This is a genomic window from Borrelia crocidurae (assembly GCF_000825665.2).
Taxonomy (GTDB): domain Bacteria; phylum Spirochaetota; class Spirochaetia; order Borreliales; family Borreliaceae; genus Borrelia; species Borrelia duttonii.
Genome location: NZ_LN609267.1, coordinates 635,986 through 650,374, shown reverse-complemented (window position 1 = coordinate 650,374; position 14,389 = coordinate 635,986). Strand labels below are relative to the sequence as shown.

General features: G+C 29.4%; 12 protein-coding genes, 5 tRNA genes and 1 pseudogene. 5 read left to right on the top strand and 13 right to left on the bottom strand.

Annotation, left to right across the window (positions count from 1 at the left end):
• Positions 1-41: 41 nt before the first annotated feature.
• On the top strand, positions 42-497 hold the full coding sequence (gene cdd / locus BN1173_RS03160) for a cytidine deaminase (protein ID WP_014696447.1): 456 nt from the start codon (positions 42-44) through the stop codon (positions 495-497).
• Between the two features lie 35 nt (positions 498-532).
• On the opposite strand, the gene BN1173_RS03155 is transcribed toward cdd, so the two are convergent.
• Positions 533-901, bottom strand: coding sequence for a hypothetical protein (locus BN1173_RS03155; protein ID WP_040236553.1), 369 nt, complete (start codon positions 899-901; stop codon positions 533-535).
• Between the two features lie 116 nt (positions 902-1,017).
• Here BN1173_RS03155 and BN1173_RS03150 point away from each other — a divergent pair, with 116 nt between their 5' ends.
• From BN1173_RS03150 to rpsD, 3 genes are all read left to right on the top strand, one after another.
• A complete protein-coding gene (locus BN1173_RS03150; protein WP_040236552.1) occupies positions 1,018-2,289 on the top strand; it encodes a cation diffusion facilitator family transporter in 1,272 nt (423 codons plus the stop codon).
• A gap of 55 nt (positions 2,290-2,344) precedes the next feature.
• Positions 2,345-2,418: transfer RNA gene (locus BN1173_RS03145), tRNA-Met, on the top strand.
• Between the two features lie 18 nt (positions 2,419-2,436).
• The gene (gene rpsD, locus BN1173_RS03140) at positions 2,437-3,063 is read left to right on the top strand and encodes a 30S ribosomal protein S4 (protein WP_014696444.1); all 627 of its coding nucleotides are present in this window, start codon (positions 2,437-2,439) and stop codon (positions 3,061-3,063) included.
• 28 nt (positions 3,064-3,091) lie between these two features.
• On the opposite strand, the gene BN1173_RS04385 is transcribed toward rpsD, so the two are convergent.
• From BN1173_RS04385 to BN1173_RS03085, 12 genes and pseudogenes are all read right to left on the bottom strand, one after another.
• The gene (locus BN1173_RS04385; protein ID WP_172641966.1) at positions 3,092-3,238 is read right to left on the bottom strand and encodes a hypothetical protein; all 147 of its coding nucleotides are present in this window, start codon (positions 3,236-3,238) and stop codon (positions 3,092-3,094) included.
• A gap of 34 nt (positions 3,239-3,272) precedes the next feature.
• Positions 3,273-5,681, bottom strand: coding sequence for an endopeptidase La (gene lon / locus BN1173_RS03135; RefSeq protein WP_040236551.1), 2,409 nt, complete (start codon positions 5,679-5,681; stop codon positions 3,273-3,275).
• The gene (gene clpX, locus BN1173_RS03130) at positions 5,656-6,945 is read right to left on the bottom strand and encodes an ATP-dependent protease ATP-binding subunit ClpX (protein ID WP_012538357.1); all 1,290 of its coding nucleotides are present in this window, start codon (positions 6,943-6,945) and stop codon (positions 5,656-5,658) included. The genes lon and clpX overlap by 26 nt, the downstream gene beginning before the upstream one ends.
• 22 nt (positions 6,946-6,967) lie before the next feature.
• Complete coding sequence (gene clpP / locus BN1173_RS03125; RefSeq protein WP_025400847.1) at positions 6,968-7,552, bottom strand: ATP-dependent Clp endopeptidase proteolytic subunit ClpP; 585 nt, start codon at positions 7,550-7,552, stop codon at positions 6,968-6,970.
• Positions 7,553-7,566: 14 nt separating this feature from the next.
• On the bottom strand, positions 7,567-8,913 hold the full coding sequence (tig, locus tag BN1173_RS03120; RefSeq protein ID WP_040236548.1) for a trigger factor: 1,347 nt from the start codon (positions 8,911-8,913) through the stop codon (positions 7,567-7,569).
• Positions 8,914-8,961: 48 nt separating this feature from the next.
• A tRNA-Gly gene (locus BN1173_RS03115) sits at positions 8,962-9,033 on the bottom strand.
• Positions 9,034-9,038: 5 nt separating this feature from the next.
• Positions 9,039-9,119 (bottom strand) — tRNA-Leu (locus tag BN1173_RS03110).
• Between the two features lie 57 nt (positions 9,120-9,176).
• Positions 9,177-9,250, bottom strand: a tRNA-Arg gene (locus tag BN1173_RS03105).
• 17 nt (positions 9,251-9,267) lie between these two features.
• Positions 9,268-9,342, bottom strand: a tRNA-His gene (locus BN1173_RS03100).
• An 81-nt stretch (positions 9,343-9,423) separates the two neighbouring features.
• Positions 9,424-10,845, bottom strand: coding sequence for a beta-Ala-His dipeptidase (pepD, locus tag BN1173_RS03095; protein ID WP_040236546.1), 1,422 nt, complete (start codon positions 10,843-10,845; stop codon positions 9,424-9,426).
• Positions 10,846-11,023: 178 nt separating this feature from the next.
• Positions 11,024-11,515 carry a chemotaxis protein CheD gene (locus BN1173_RS03090; protein ID WP_014696437.1) on the bottom strand — a complete coding sequence of 164 codons (492 nt, stop codon included), beginning with the start codon at positions 11,513-11,515 and terminating at the stop codon, positions 11,024-11,026.
• Positions 11,516-11,760: 245 nt separating this feature from the next.
• Positions 11,761-12,706, bottom strand: a pseudogene (locus BN1173_RS03085) (D-alanyl-D-alanine carboxypeptidase family protein); the annotation flags it as partial.
• An 80-nt stretch (positions 12,707-12,786) separates the two neighbouring features.
• Here BN1173_RS03085 and BN1173_RS03080 point away from each other — a divergent pair.
• On the top strand, positions 12,787-14,289 hold the full coding sequence (locus tag BN1173_RS03080; RefSeq protein WP_040236542.1) for a lactate permease LctP family transporter: 1,503 nt from the start codon (positions 12,787-12,789) through the stop codon (positions 14,287-14,289).
• Positions 14,290-14,389 lie beyond the last annotated feature (100 nt).

Here is a 14,389-nt window from a genome sequence, read left to right as displayed (position 1 = left end):
TGTTATAATTGAATACGCTATAAATTCAAGAGGTTTTATAAATGAATGATAATGAACAGGATGCAATTATAAAAGCATTTCAATTAGCTGAAACTGCAAGAAATAACGCATATTCTCCTTACTCAAAATTTCAAGTTGGAGCTTGTATTAAAACTAAAGACAATTTATTTTTTCAAGGTTCAAATGTTGAAAACGCAAGCTTTGGAGCAACTAGATGTGCAGAACAAGCTGCAATAATAAACATGATATCATCTGTTGGAGTCCAAAAAATCGATTTCATATTAGTCACAACAATCCCAGCAAGTGTCCCATGCGCAATATGTCGTCAAGTAATGTCAGAATTTTTCGAAGAAGATACTAAAATATTAATAACAGATCCTAATCAATTTAACTTAAATAAAAAAGTTTTTAAAATTTACACACTCAACGATCTACTTAAATTTCCATTCAATAAAGAAGAACTATCAAAAATATTTAAAGCAAATAAAACAATATGACATATAAATCTTATATGAAAAATTAAGTCTCAATATCAACTCAAAATACCAAGAGAAACGATAGCCTTTGCAAAATCGCTTAACTGATTGGATTTCATAGTACATGCAGATGCATCAAAAATATCTAAAATAATTCTTTTCTCATCAAAATTAAATTCATGTTCCAAAATTTCTAATGACAAAAAATCAATCATTGGAATAAATTTATCAATAAAATCATATATTCCTTTATCAAAATCAAAATTTTCATAATAATAATTAAACATATTTTCTAAAGCCTTTTTATCAAAAACTTTAAGAAAATCGTAAAAAACATTTTCGACATTCTTTACATTATTCATTAAAACTTCATCTTTAGAAATACATCTTTTGCATTTTTTAACAAATAATTGAGATTGCAACATAAGACATCCCTCCAATTCCCTTTAGTGATATAATGAAATTAATTGAATATTAAAAAAAATAATGTTATCTTTACACATAATAGGATTATGCAATAAACTAAAGGAAAAGTGCAAATATGATTAAAATAATTAATAGCAAAAATATCAATAAATGCACTCAATTCAATCTTGAAAACTTACAAAAAAATGAAATTTATATAGCTTATGTAGAAAATAACGTTAATGCGATTTCATATTTAAAAGCAAAAATACAAGATAAAGAAATTCAAATCAATAATTTTTATATGGATCCAAATTTTCATGCAGAAGGAATAGAAAAAATATTAATTCGTAATCTAATCCACTATGGAAAAAAAAATAAAATACACAAAATATTATGCAAAATCAATGCTATCAAAGAAGAGCTTAAAAATTTAGGATTTGTCAATAACAATAATGAATACGAAAAAGATTTAACTCATGAAACAAAAAAAGATACAATAATTATGAGAATAGGATTAATTTCAGTACTAGCAGAAGTAGCATCAATAACATCTAAACTTACCGTTGGCATTCTTTTTAATTCATTTGCTCTCATAGCAGATGCACTTCATGTTATATCGGATTTCATTTTATCGACAATTACATATTTTAGTTTAAAAATTACAAATAAACCAGAAACAATTCATTATCCTTACGGATATAAAAAAATGGAAAATCTAATAGCATTAATTATAGGAATCGCCATAATAATCTCAGGATTTACAATATTTATAAACTCAACAGGACTAAATCAAATAATAGATTTTCACAAAGAACCTGAACTGCATATGAATCATGAACATCATAGTAAAAAAAACATATTAGAAATATTTTCAAATAATTCTTTTAAAAAAAGCATTTGGATACCATTAATACCTTTTATATTCTTTTTAGTAAAGATAATCGAGCATGTAGTAAAATTTCAAATCGGTAAAAGATATAACAATTACTTACTTCTAGCATTATCATCATCCGATAAAAATTGCATATTCTCTCATGGAGGTACCACGTTAAGTTTATTACTTGCAACTTATGTATGGACAGGTTTTGACAAAATAATATCCATATGTATTGGCTTTATAATGATTAAAGAAGGATTACACGTAATTATCGACAATGCAAATAATCTTCTCTCAAAACAAAACATAAACTTAAAAAGAGAAATTAAGAATATATTAGGAAAAATATTAATATCAATAATAAGAACAAAAATTTTTAAAATCGAAGGGGATGAAATAAATCTTTACATCAAACTAGATTTAAAGTATGAAGATAACTTAGAAAAGTTAATACAAAAAGTAGATAAAATAAAACATACAATAAAAGAATGTCATCAAGAAATATGCGAAACACATATATTAATATAAGAATATAAAATTAATTGACACTACAAACAAAATTATGTTAGACTATGTTTCAAGACGCAGGGTGGAGCAGCTGGGTAGCTCGTCGGGCTCATAACCCGAAGATCGCAGGTTCAAGTCCTGCCCCTGCTATTTAAATGTGAGGAATTAATGAACAGGAAAAGTATAGCTAAAGGAAAATTGGTTAGACGATTTGGGGTTAATATCTTTGAACAGCCAAAATATGACAAATTACTTAAAAAAAAACCCAATCCACCTGGAATGCATGGAAGATCTAGGCGAACTAAAGTTACAGAATATGGAAAACAATTAATAGAAAAACAAAAGGTAAAATTTACTTATGGTGTTAGTGAAAGGCAACTCACTAATGTTTTTAAAGAAGCAAGAAGACAACACGGAGTCACTGGTGACAATCTCTTGGCATTACTTGAGAGAAGGATTGACAATATTATTTATCGAGCTGGATTTGCCATTTCAAGAGCTCATGCAAGACAAATAGTTTCACATGGTATTATTATACTTAATGGAAGAAGAGTTACAATCCCATCCATTACTTTAAGAGCAAACGATATAATACAAGTAAAGGAAAAAGATAGCTTAAAAAAATTAGTCAGGTCTAATATAGAAAAAACATCTACTCTTAGAAAATTACCAGATTGGATAGAAGTAAACGCTGACGCCCTCAATGTCAAAATAATTCGAACTCCATCAAGAGATGAAATACCTACTCTTGCAAATGAACAAATGATTGTAGAATATTATTCCAAGAGAGCGTAATGTAACAAATAGCATGACTCTAGTCATGCTATTTACCTTTCTTCTTTTTAGTAAAATTTTTACCAAAGTTGTTATTTGAAAAGTTTAAAAAATTATTTTTTGTTGGGTTTTTAATAATACCTTGAAAATTCAAAGATGCCCTACTGCCTGAAGGTTTTCTAATTCCATCTTTCATAGCCCCTCCTTTAATAAATTTTATCACATAAACTTTAAATAATGTTTAAATAATCAAATACTTCTCTTAAATGAGAAACATACTTAACATCAATATTATCTTTAATATCTTCTGGAAGCTTAACATAATCTTTCTCATTATCTCTTGGAAGAATAATTTTATTTATACCATTTCTATAAGCCGCAAGAACCTTTTCTTTAATACCTCCAACAGAAAGAACTGAACCTTTAAGAGTCACTTCTCCGGTCATAGCAACATCCAAAGGTACTTTTTTATCAGATAAAACAGAAGCAATAGCTGTTGCAATAGTAATCCCAGCAGAAGGTCCATCTTTTGGTATAGCTCCCTCTGGAAAATGAAGATGAATTTCTGGAATTTCATTTATATCCAAATTAAGTTTTGAAGAATAAGTTTTAACAACAGAATACGCCAATTGTGCACTTTCTTTCATAACAGCTCCAAGACTACCTGTTAAAATAATGTCACCTTTCTTATCAAACTTAATAGCTTCAACAGGAAGTACAGCACCTCCATAATTTGTCCAAGCAAGACCATAAACAAACCCAGAAGAATCAATGCGCATCAAATTAAACCTACTTTCACAATTTACATAAAAATGAAAGTTATGCATATTAATTATCTTATAAATACCACGAATATCAGGATCATGAGTAAAGAGTAAATTATTACCATGTATCAAGGAACTTGGAAAATAAAAATTGCCTTCAATAATATCTTCCTTGGAATAACTATAAAGCAATTCCCTTAAAACCGTTCTAAACAAATTGGTCAATACTCTTTTTAAATTTCTAACTCCAGATTCCATAGTATAGTTTCTAATTATATGTAAAATAACATCATCTTCTATTCTGATATAAACTTTACCTAAACAACTCTCCTTAATAATATTTGGTATCAAAAAATTTTTTGCAATTTCTAACTTTTCAACACAAGAATACCCTTCTATCTTAATAATCTCCATTCTATCAAGAAGAGGCCTAGAAATTTCATTTATCGAATTAGCTGTCGCCACAAACAACACATTAGAGAGATCATAAGGAATCTCTAAATAATGATCAACAAACCTGGTATTTTGTTCGGAATCTAAAACTTCCAAAAGAGCAGCTTCTGGATTTCCTTTATAAGTACTATTAATTTTATCTATCTCATCAAGAAGAACAACAGGATTGGATTTACCTGCAACTTTGATTGCATTAATAAAAACCCCAGGAAGAGCTCCAACATAAGACCTACGATGTCCTCTAATTTCTGTCTCATCTCTAAGCCCACCAAGCGAAATTTTTGCAAATTCTCTAGAAAGAGATTTAGCAATAGATAAAGCAACAGAAGTTTTCCCAGTTCCAGGTGGACCTACAAGACACAAAACAGGAGCTTGGACTTTAGAATTAATATGATAAACGGCTAAAAAATTCATTATTTTCTCTTTAGCCTCATTCATACCATAATGAGAATTTTTTAAAATAATCTCAATTTCTTTTAAAGAATTCTTCATCACAGTATTTTCATTCCAAGGCAACTCAAGCAATAATTCAATATAATTCCTAATAATATTCACATCTGGTGAATTTGCATTTGTACGAGCCAATCTAGATATTTCTCTCTCAATTCTAGATTTAATATCTTTAGGAATATCTTTTACATTCAATCTCTCAAAATAGTCAGTCTCATCTTTACCTAATCTTTTTTGAATCTCCTTAACTTGTTCAGTCAAAAAATATTCTCTTTGTCCTTTATCAAGCTTAGACTTAACTTTACTCTTAATATCTTTCTTAAGCATTAAAAGCTCAGTCTCAATATTTAAATTCATGATTAATTTTTCTATTCTAACCTTAACATTTAACTCTTGTAAAAGTTCCACTTTAACTCTATATTCCAAATTTACATTAGAAGCTATAACATCAACAAATTTAGCCGGACTATCAAAAAAATTTACATTCTCATCATCTTTTGATGTTGCAGGAGGCAAATAAGATTTGTAAGTATCATAAGTCTCTTTTAAAAATTTAGCATAAGTAAAAAGTTCACCATTAAATTCACATTTATCAGATATAAAATCAACTCTTGCTCTAAAATAATCATTTTTCTTTAAAATACTCTTAAGAACAACTCTATCATGGAAATCAACCAAAATTTTTACCAAAGTCTCAGTAACTTTTATAACCTGAATAATCTTTGAATAAGTACCAATAGAATATAAATTATCTACATTAATCTTAGCATTAGCCGAAACAGATTCAAGATCCTTAACACAAAAAAATAAAATCAACCTGTCTTCTAACATAGACTGATATATTGCATTAATCGAAGCATTATCATCAAGACTAACCCACAAAGACACATTGGGAAAAAAAACATTGTCTTTTACAAGAATAATGGGAAGATCATCTTTTTTAGCATTAATTAGATTTAGAATTGATTTCATAAAGTTCTTTTGCCCAAGGCTTATTAACATGCCTTCCCGTTAAAATTAAGGGCTCAACGTTAGTATTTAAAACAGAATCTTTAGTCACAATAACTTTTTTAATTTGCTTACTAGAAGGAATTTCAAACATCACATCTTTAAGTAATTCTTCTAAAATAGAACGTAAACCTCTAGCACCCGTATTTTTAAGCATAGCTTCTTCTGCAATTGCATCAAGAGCATCTTTTTCAAATAAAAGATCAACATTATCCATCTTAAACATATGATAGTATTGCCTTACAATAGAATTCTCGGGCTCAACTAATATTTTCATCAAATCTTTTTTTTCTAATTTATCAAGATAAGAATGCACAGGAAGTCTACCTACAAACTCTGGAATAAGACCAAATTTAATCAAATCTTCCATTTCTAAATATTTTAAAGAATTATCTCCACCTGTATCCTTACAACTAGAAGATGAAAAACCAATAAAACTCCTATTAATTCTTTTCTTAATAATATTTTCAAGTCCAACAAAAGCTCCACCACATATAAATAATATATCGTGAGTATTAATTGCAATAGTTTCTTCATAAGGATGTTTTCTACCACCTCTTGGTGGAACATTTGCAATAGTACCTTCAATTATCTTAAGTAAAGACTGTTGAACACCCTCTCCAGATACATCTCTTGTAATTGAAACATTTTCACCTTTTTTTGCAATCTTATCTATCTCATCTATATAAATGATACCTCTCTCTGCAAAACTCACATCTCCATTAGCAGCATGAATTAGTTTAAGCAAAATATTCTCAACATCCTCTCCCACATATCCAGCTTCAGTAAGAGTTGTAGCATCAGCAATTGCAAATGGAACATTCATCTCAGCTGCCAATTTTTTTGCAAGCAATGTCTTACCACTACCAGTAGGCCCTACAAGCAGTACATTAGACTTCTCAAGCTCAACTCCAGTCTCTCGCTTACTTCCCTTAAAGATCCTTTTATAATGATTATAAACAGCAACAGATAATACTTTCTTGGCATCTTCCTGCCCAATAATATACTTATCTAAATGACTCTTAAGCTGCTTAGGAGTTGGAAGCCCTCTTGGAGCCTTATTACTTGCTGGTTTGTCTGACTCTTCTTTAAAAAGATTATGACATATTTTAGAACATTCAAAACAAATGGCAACAGACTTTGCTGAAATAATCTTACCTTCAGCCTCAGCTCTAGTACGACCACAAAAAGAACACCCTTCAATTTTTTGACTTTTACTTCTTGCCATATAATCTCACCTAAAACTCAAATTAATTCCTCACCAAAATGCTATCAATGATTCCATAATTCAAAGCACCTTCTGGTGTCATAAAATAATCTCTTTCAATATCAAGAGCTAATTTTTCCTTAGAAACTCCTATTTTTTCAGACATAATATCTATTATTAACCTCTTAAGTCTTATAATTTCATTCGCTTGTATACTAATGTCACTAGCTTGGCCACCTATTCCACCCCAAGGTTGATGAATCATTATCCTTGAATAAGACAACGATTCCCTCTTACCTACAGCTCCTCCCGCAAGTAAAAACGCAGCCATTGAAGCCGCTTGACCAATGCAAATCGTCCTCACATCTGGCTTGATATACTGCATAGTATCATAAATTGCAAGTCCTGCAGTAATACTACCTCCTGGAGAATTTATATAAAGATATATATCCTTTTTCGAGTCTTCAGATTCCAAAAATAAAAGTTGAGCAATGACTGTATCTCCTCTTAAATCATTAATCTCACCACTCAAAAAAATTATTCTATCTCGTAATAATCTTGAATATATATCAAACACACGTTCATAATTTCCAGTATGCTCTACAACAGTAGGCACCAAATTATGCATACATTCTCTTATCATTATTCACCTGTTTTATAATTAACAAAATCTCTAAAGGAAATTTTTTCAAGTTTAATTTCTTCCAAATCTTGTAAAATTTTCTCTTTAACCTTTTGTCTTTTAATTTCATCCTTTAAAAGTCCAAATAATTTTTTTTCTTTATAAAATTTCTTAACATCCTGAAGAGCCATTTTTAAATTTTGAGCCTGCTTAATAAGTTCATTCTCTAAATCAAGCTCCGTAACTTCGCTTGAATCATTATCTATCATTTTCTGAAAAACTAATTTAGATTTCAATTTATTAAGTACATTTTCCTTAAAAACATCATTAACATCCTCTAAACCTGTAGAAGAATTTTGCAACTGAGTAATGTTAATCTTATTTTGATGTGAAAATTCATTAATAACATTTTTTAATTCAGCTTCAAACATAGAAGATGGTACATCTATATTTACTTTTTCTGCAATACCAGATAATAACTTTGAAAGCTTGAGAGAGTTGGTCTTTTCCTGAACAACTCTTAACATATTTTCTCTTACATAATCCCTAAGCTCTTCCAAAGTATTCAAACTATCTTTAACATCTTTTGCAAAAGCATCATCAAGCTCAGGAATATCACGTCTCTTTATATCCTTAACACCTATCTTTAATCTCTTAGAAGTATTAGCAAGTTCGCTAAACTTATAATCACTACCATAATTTTTTTTCACTATTTTCTCTTCATCTTTTTTCATTCCAATAATATCATCATCAAACCCATAATAATTATCAGATTCCCCAACGGTAAGAACAAAATCTTCTCTTTTTGTTGTTAAAATCTCATTTAAAGAATCATCAAGTTCCACAAAATCTACCCTAACAATACTACCTACTTTAACACTACCATTATCCTCAACAATTATTGAATTTTCAAATTGTAACAATTTAAGCTCATCCTCTATATCAGAATCAGAAATAACAACTTCTGGAATTTCCACTTTAAAATTTGAAATATCAGAAATTTCAAATTCAGGATAAGATTCATAAACAAAAGTAAACTCAAAATCTTTATCAAAATTTATTTCCAATTTTTCATCTAATATTTTAGGAACAGCATAACTTAATGGCTTATAAATTGCACTTTCAAAGAATTCTTCCAAAGATTTATGAATTAGATTCTCTATAGCAAGAGCCCTAATATTGTCAGAATATTTACCTTCAATAATACTAAAAGGAACTCTACCCGTACGAAATCCTTTAACTTTAAGACGAGAAGAATAATCTTTCAAGATTTCATTATATTTTGCCTTAACAAATTCTTTTGAAATTTGAATAACAGCTTCAACTTTAGAACCAGGCATTAATTTTACATTACTAGTTAATATCACAATATTCCTCTAATTAAAATGATTTAACATTAATAATTCCCAAAATTAAGCGAAAGACGGGATTCGAACCCGCGACTTCCACCTTGGCAAGGTGACACTCTACCCCTGAGATACTTTCGCACTTTTGCAGAAGGTGGGACTTGAACCCACATGCCTAAGGCACTAGATCCTAAGTCTAGCGTGTCTGCCAGTTCCACCACTCCTGCATACCTTAGGTAGTATACAAAACTTAAAAAGCTTTTGCAAGTATAAAACCAACACTTCACACCCAGCAGGATTCGAACCTGCAACCTCTGGATCCGAAGTCCAATGCTCTATCCAATTGAGCCATGGGTGTATTTAACAAAAAATAAAAGGTGATTGACGGGGCTCGAACCCGCGACCTCCGGAACCACAACCCGGAGCTCTACCAACTGAGCTACAACCACCAATTACTCAATTATATGCAAATTTTATTTTATATATATTCAAAAAGTAAGTCAACCAAATAACATCAAAAAAACTCACATCTTACAAAGTTTCCAAGCTTTTCTTTAAAAAATCATAAACTCTAACAACTGAAGCAATATCAACACGTTCCCTTGGTGTATGAGGATAATTGATCCAGGGCCCAATTGTCACCGCATCTATTTCTCCAAATTTTTCAGATATTATTCCTGTCTCAAGACCAGCATGAACAATTACCGTCTTAGCTTCTTTCAAATACATATCTTTATATACATTTTTCAAATGACTTAGAAGTTTACTATGTTTCGATGGTTGCCAAGAAGAATAATCATAAATCATTTTAAAATTAGCACCTGCAAGCTTACTAATAGCTTTTAAATGACAACAAATATATTCCTTTTCAATATCTAATAAAGATCTTATTGTAAATACAAACTGATATTCATTTCCAACTTTCAACAGACTAGCAAAATTTAAAGATGTTCTAACAAGTTTTTCATCATAATCTTCAACCTTTTGAACTCCATTAAAAAACGCCATTCCCATATCTAAAAGTTTGCACTGATCTATGTCATCTAAAACATCACCACAAAAATTCACTCTATCTAAAACAATCTCAAAACCAACATCAAGATTATGCATTTCATGAACATAACACTTAAACAATTCTAATTCTCTCTCTAATAAAGAATAATCTTCATCTTCAATTAGTATTAATGCCTTAGACTCTCTAGGAATGGCATTGCTTTTACATCCACCAGATATGTGTCCAATCTCAAACGACATTTTTTCTCTAAGTGAATTTAATGCAAAAAAAATCAATTTCAAAGAATTAGCAAAATTAATATGAATATCTACGCCAGAATGGCCTCCTTGAAGTCCTGTAAATAAAATTTCAACACATGTTTTTTTTCTAGATTTTCTATATCGTGGCTCAAAATCAATATGAATAAGTCTAGAACCAGCACAACCAACCAAAAAATAGCCTTCTTCTTCTCCATCAAGATTAATTAACATCTTGCCACTGCATAAATTAGGATCAAGTCCAATAGCTCCTATTAATCCTATCTCCTCATCAACAGTAAATAGAAGTTCTAAAGCAGGATGTTTAAAAGCAGAAGATTCACTCATAATGGCAAGCATCATTGCAACCCCAATTCCATTATCAGCACCAAGAGTAGTACCTGATGCAAAAAAATATCCATCATCTTCGATGATCTTTATAGGATCTTTTTCAAAATCATGTACAACAGATTCATTTTTTTCACAAACCATATCTGTATGAGCTTGTAAAATAACAGGCAAAACATTATCACATTCATTAGCCTTAATCTTCACAACAATATTCCCAACATTATCTTCTTTAAAAGAAAATCCAAATTTTATGGCTTCTTGTTTAACAAAATTACTAATACCTTTCAAATTCTTTGAACATCTAGGAATTTGAGATATCTGTTTAAAATAATGTATTACAATATTTTCCATCTATTATTTCCAATAAAAATTTACAATTACAAATAAGTATAGTTACCATATATCAAATATAACACAACTTAAAAAATCAATTTTTAACAAAAACATACTAAATAACACATACTCAATTTATCAAGTTGATACATATTACAAATAAGATTTAAATATACACTAAATTGTATATAAAAAATTAAAAAACTTTAGCACCATCTGGATATTCAACAACAACCCTAAAATCCTCAGGGTAAACAAAAATCTTTCTGGATTTAGAATGCCCCAAATCTTTAGCTAAAATTGGAATACCACATTTTTCTAATTCACTAAGTGCAAACGACGAATTTTCAACACCCACCTTTATTGTCCCTTTGGCCATAAAATTTGAACCCCCAAAAAGCTTGGCTTTAAGATTACTTTTTGATGCACCATTTTCTATCATAGCATCAATTAACATAGGAATAGCATAAACACCATACCTACCCTTTTTAAGGTCATCTACCACTAAATCGGATTTCACTAATACATAATGATTTAATCCTATAAGCTTACGAAATCCATCATAAAGGACAACAGAAACACAAGACCCAAGTATCGTAGATATAACCCTATCATTTGATACAAAAGCCTCACCCGGTACGATTATCGTAACATCTCTCTTTAATTTAAAATTAAAATGATTTAACATAAAATTAATCACTCTCTCAAAAAATTTTTATAAAACCATATAAAATACTGTTAAACGTTTTACTTTTCAAATACAATTAAACAAATAAACCTAATATTTATAATTGAAAAGTAATCAGCAGAATCGATCCTCTAAATCTTTAATCACTTCTTAGCATAGCACTCAATATTTTAATGTTAGAATTTATTATCTAAAATAACCTCTCTTCAAAATCTATTCAAAACTATTTTAAAGAAAAAATAAATCACAACCCCATTATATCTTTTTTCATTTATTTTTGCCAATGCAAAAAAATTTAGAATAATGATCAAATCCATATTCAAACAATTTTTGTGCAATTAATGAACGTTTCTTCTCTCCAATATTATCAACTCCCTTACTAACCCCTAAAATAACAGCTATTAATCTTATATCATCTTTTTTAGCTGTGGCAACTAAATTTAAACCAGATGTCTTAATATAACCCGTTTTCAATCCATCAGCATAAGGATAATTCAATATCAAAATATTTTTATTATCTTGTTTCAAATTTAACATCTTTGAAGAAGAAGTACTACCCAAATTTTCAAGTTTTGGATAAATAAAATCTTTAAGAGAATGTATCTTCAGCATAAATTCAAATTCATCTATATAAGTTTTTGCAAATAATGCCATCTCTAATGCTGTAATTTTATTATTTTTACTATAACCTGATGTATCAACAAAACTTGTATTTATAAGTTTCAATTTAAAAACATTATCATTCATCAAATTAACAAAATTATTTAAATCTTTACCAACTATAAATTCTGCAATAGCAATAGCAGCATCATTACCAGAAGAAACTACAAGCCCCTTAAGCAATTCTTCAAAAGTTACCTTATGACCTTCTTCTAAAAACATTAATGAAGAATCTAAAGGCAAATTATAATATGAGGCAGAACTACTAATGGGAACAATAGCATTTAAATCTATATTTTGCTTTTTTGCCTCAACTAAAGCAGTATAAATAGTAACAAGCTTAGTAAGCGATGCTGGAGGAAAAACCAAATTTGGATTCTTGGAATAAAGAACGCATTTAGTATCACAATCAAGCAAAACGACTGACTTGGCATCCAAAACCACTTTTTCAATTTGCAACAAAGTAATTGAAAATAGTTTATAAGCATTACATAAAAGAAACATGCTCATAATGATAAAAATAATTTTCATACAATAAATATTGTATATTATTGCATAAAAATTTGTTATAGAATTAAATGGTAAATAGAAAAAGGAGCTCACATTCAATTATGAATTTATATAATTTCATTAAAGCAGTAATTCCAATTATAATAATTATTATTGGGCTTGGAATAATAAAAAAACCAGCTTATTATGTCATACCAATATGTTTAATAGTTACTATTACAATAGTTTTATTTGACAAAAACCTAGGAATAAGCAATACAAGTCTTGCAATTCTTGAAGGAACAATAATGGGAATATGGCCAATAATTATTGTAATAGTAGCTGCTATTTTTACATATAAAATGGCTGAAAGCCAAAATGACATGCAAATCATAAAAGCAATGTTATCAAATGTATCTTCTGACAGGCGAATAATCATTTTGTTGGTAGCATGGGGATTTGGTAACTTCTTGGAAGGAGTTGCAGGATATGGAACTGCTGTTGCAATTCCTGTATCAATACTAATAGCAATGGGATTTGAACCATTTTTTGCATGTCTTTTATGTCTAATCATGGATACATCTTCAACTGCTTATGGTTCGGTAGGAATTCCTATAATATCTCTAGCACAAGCAACAGAATTAGACGTTAAAATGTTATCTTATGACACCTCTTTACAACTAATAATTCCAACACTTTTGATACCATTTATATTGGTTATTCTTGTAGGAGGCGGAATTAAAAGCCTTAAAGGAGGAATGTTTATACTCACACTACTATCAGGTGCATCTATTGCAATATCGCAAGTTTATGTTTCAAAAATCCTAGGACCAGAACTTCCTGCAATAATTGGAAGCATACCGGTAATGGCAATAATAATAATCTATGCAAAATTTTTTGACAAAGAAAATAAAACTTGCAATAAAATAAAAGTATCAAAAATGCAAGGATTCCTTGCCTGCATGCCCTATATTTTAATAGTTTCACTTATAATAATTGTTTCCCCACTGTTTCACTCAATAAATAAATACTTATCAAACTTTAAAACAATTCTCGAAATTTATCCAGGAGCAAATCCACTACAATTTAAATGGCTAACTTCACCAGGAATTCTAATTATTCTTGCAACAATAATATCTTATTCAATGAGAGGTGTCCCTATACTTGATCAACTAAAAACATTCCTCCTCACAATAAAAAAACTAGCATTGTCTTCATTTGTAATTATATGCATAGTATCAATATCAAGATTAATGACACATAGTGGCATGATCAAAGATCTTGCAGATGGTATCTCAACATTAACAGGAACATTATATCCACTATTTAGCCCATTAATTGGCGCTTTGGGGACTTTCTTAACAGGAAGCGATACTGTTTCAAATGTTTTATTTGGACCTTTACAAACACAAATTGCAAACAATATTGATATTAATCCATATTGGCTATCAGCTGCAAATACAACAGGAGCAACAGGAGGAAAAATGATTTCTCCTCAAAACATAACAATCGCAACAACAACTGCAGGACTTATTGGACAAGAAGGAAAATTATTATCTAAAACCATTATATATGCTATTGGATACATTTTAATATCGGGAATTCTGGTTTACTTCTTATTATAATAAATAATAAATTTAGATATATCATAATATTAACAAATAAGACCAACAAATAGTTGGTCTTATTTGAATAATCTATACATATCTTAAAATTACTTGAATT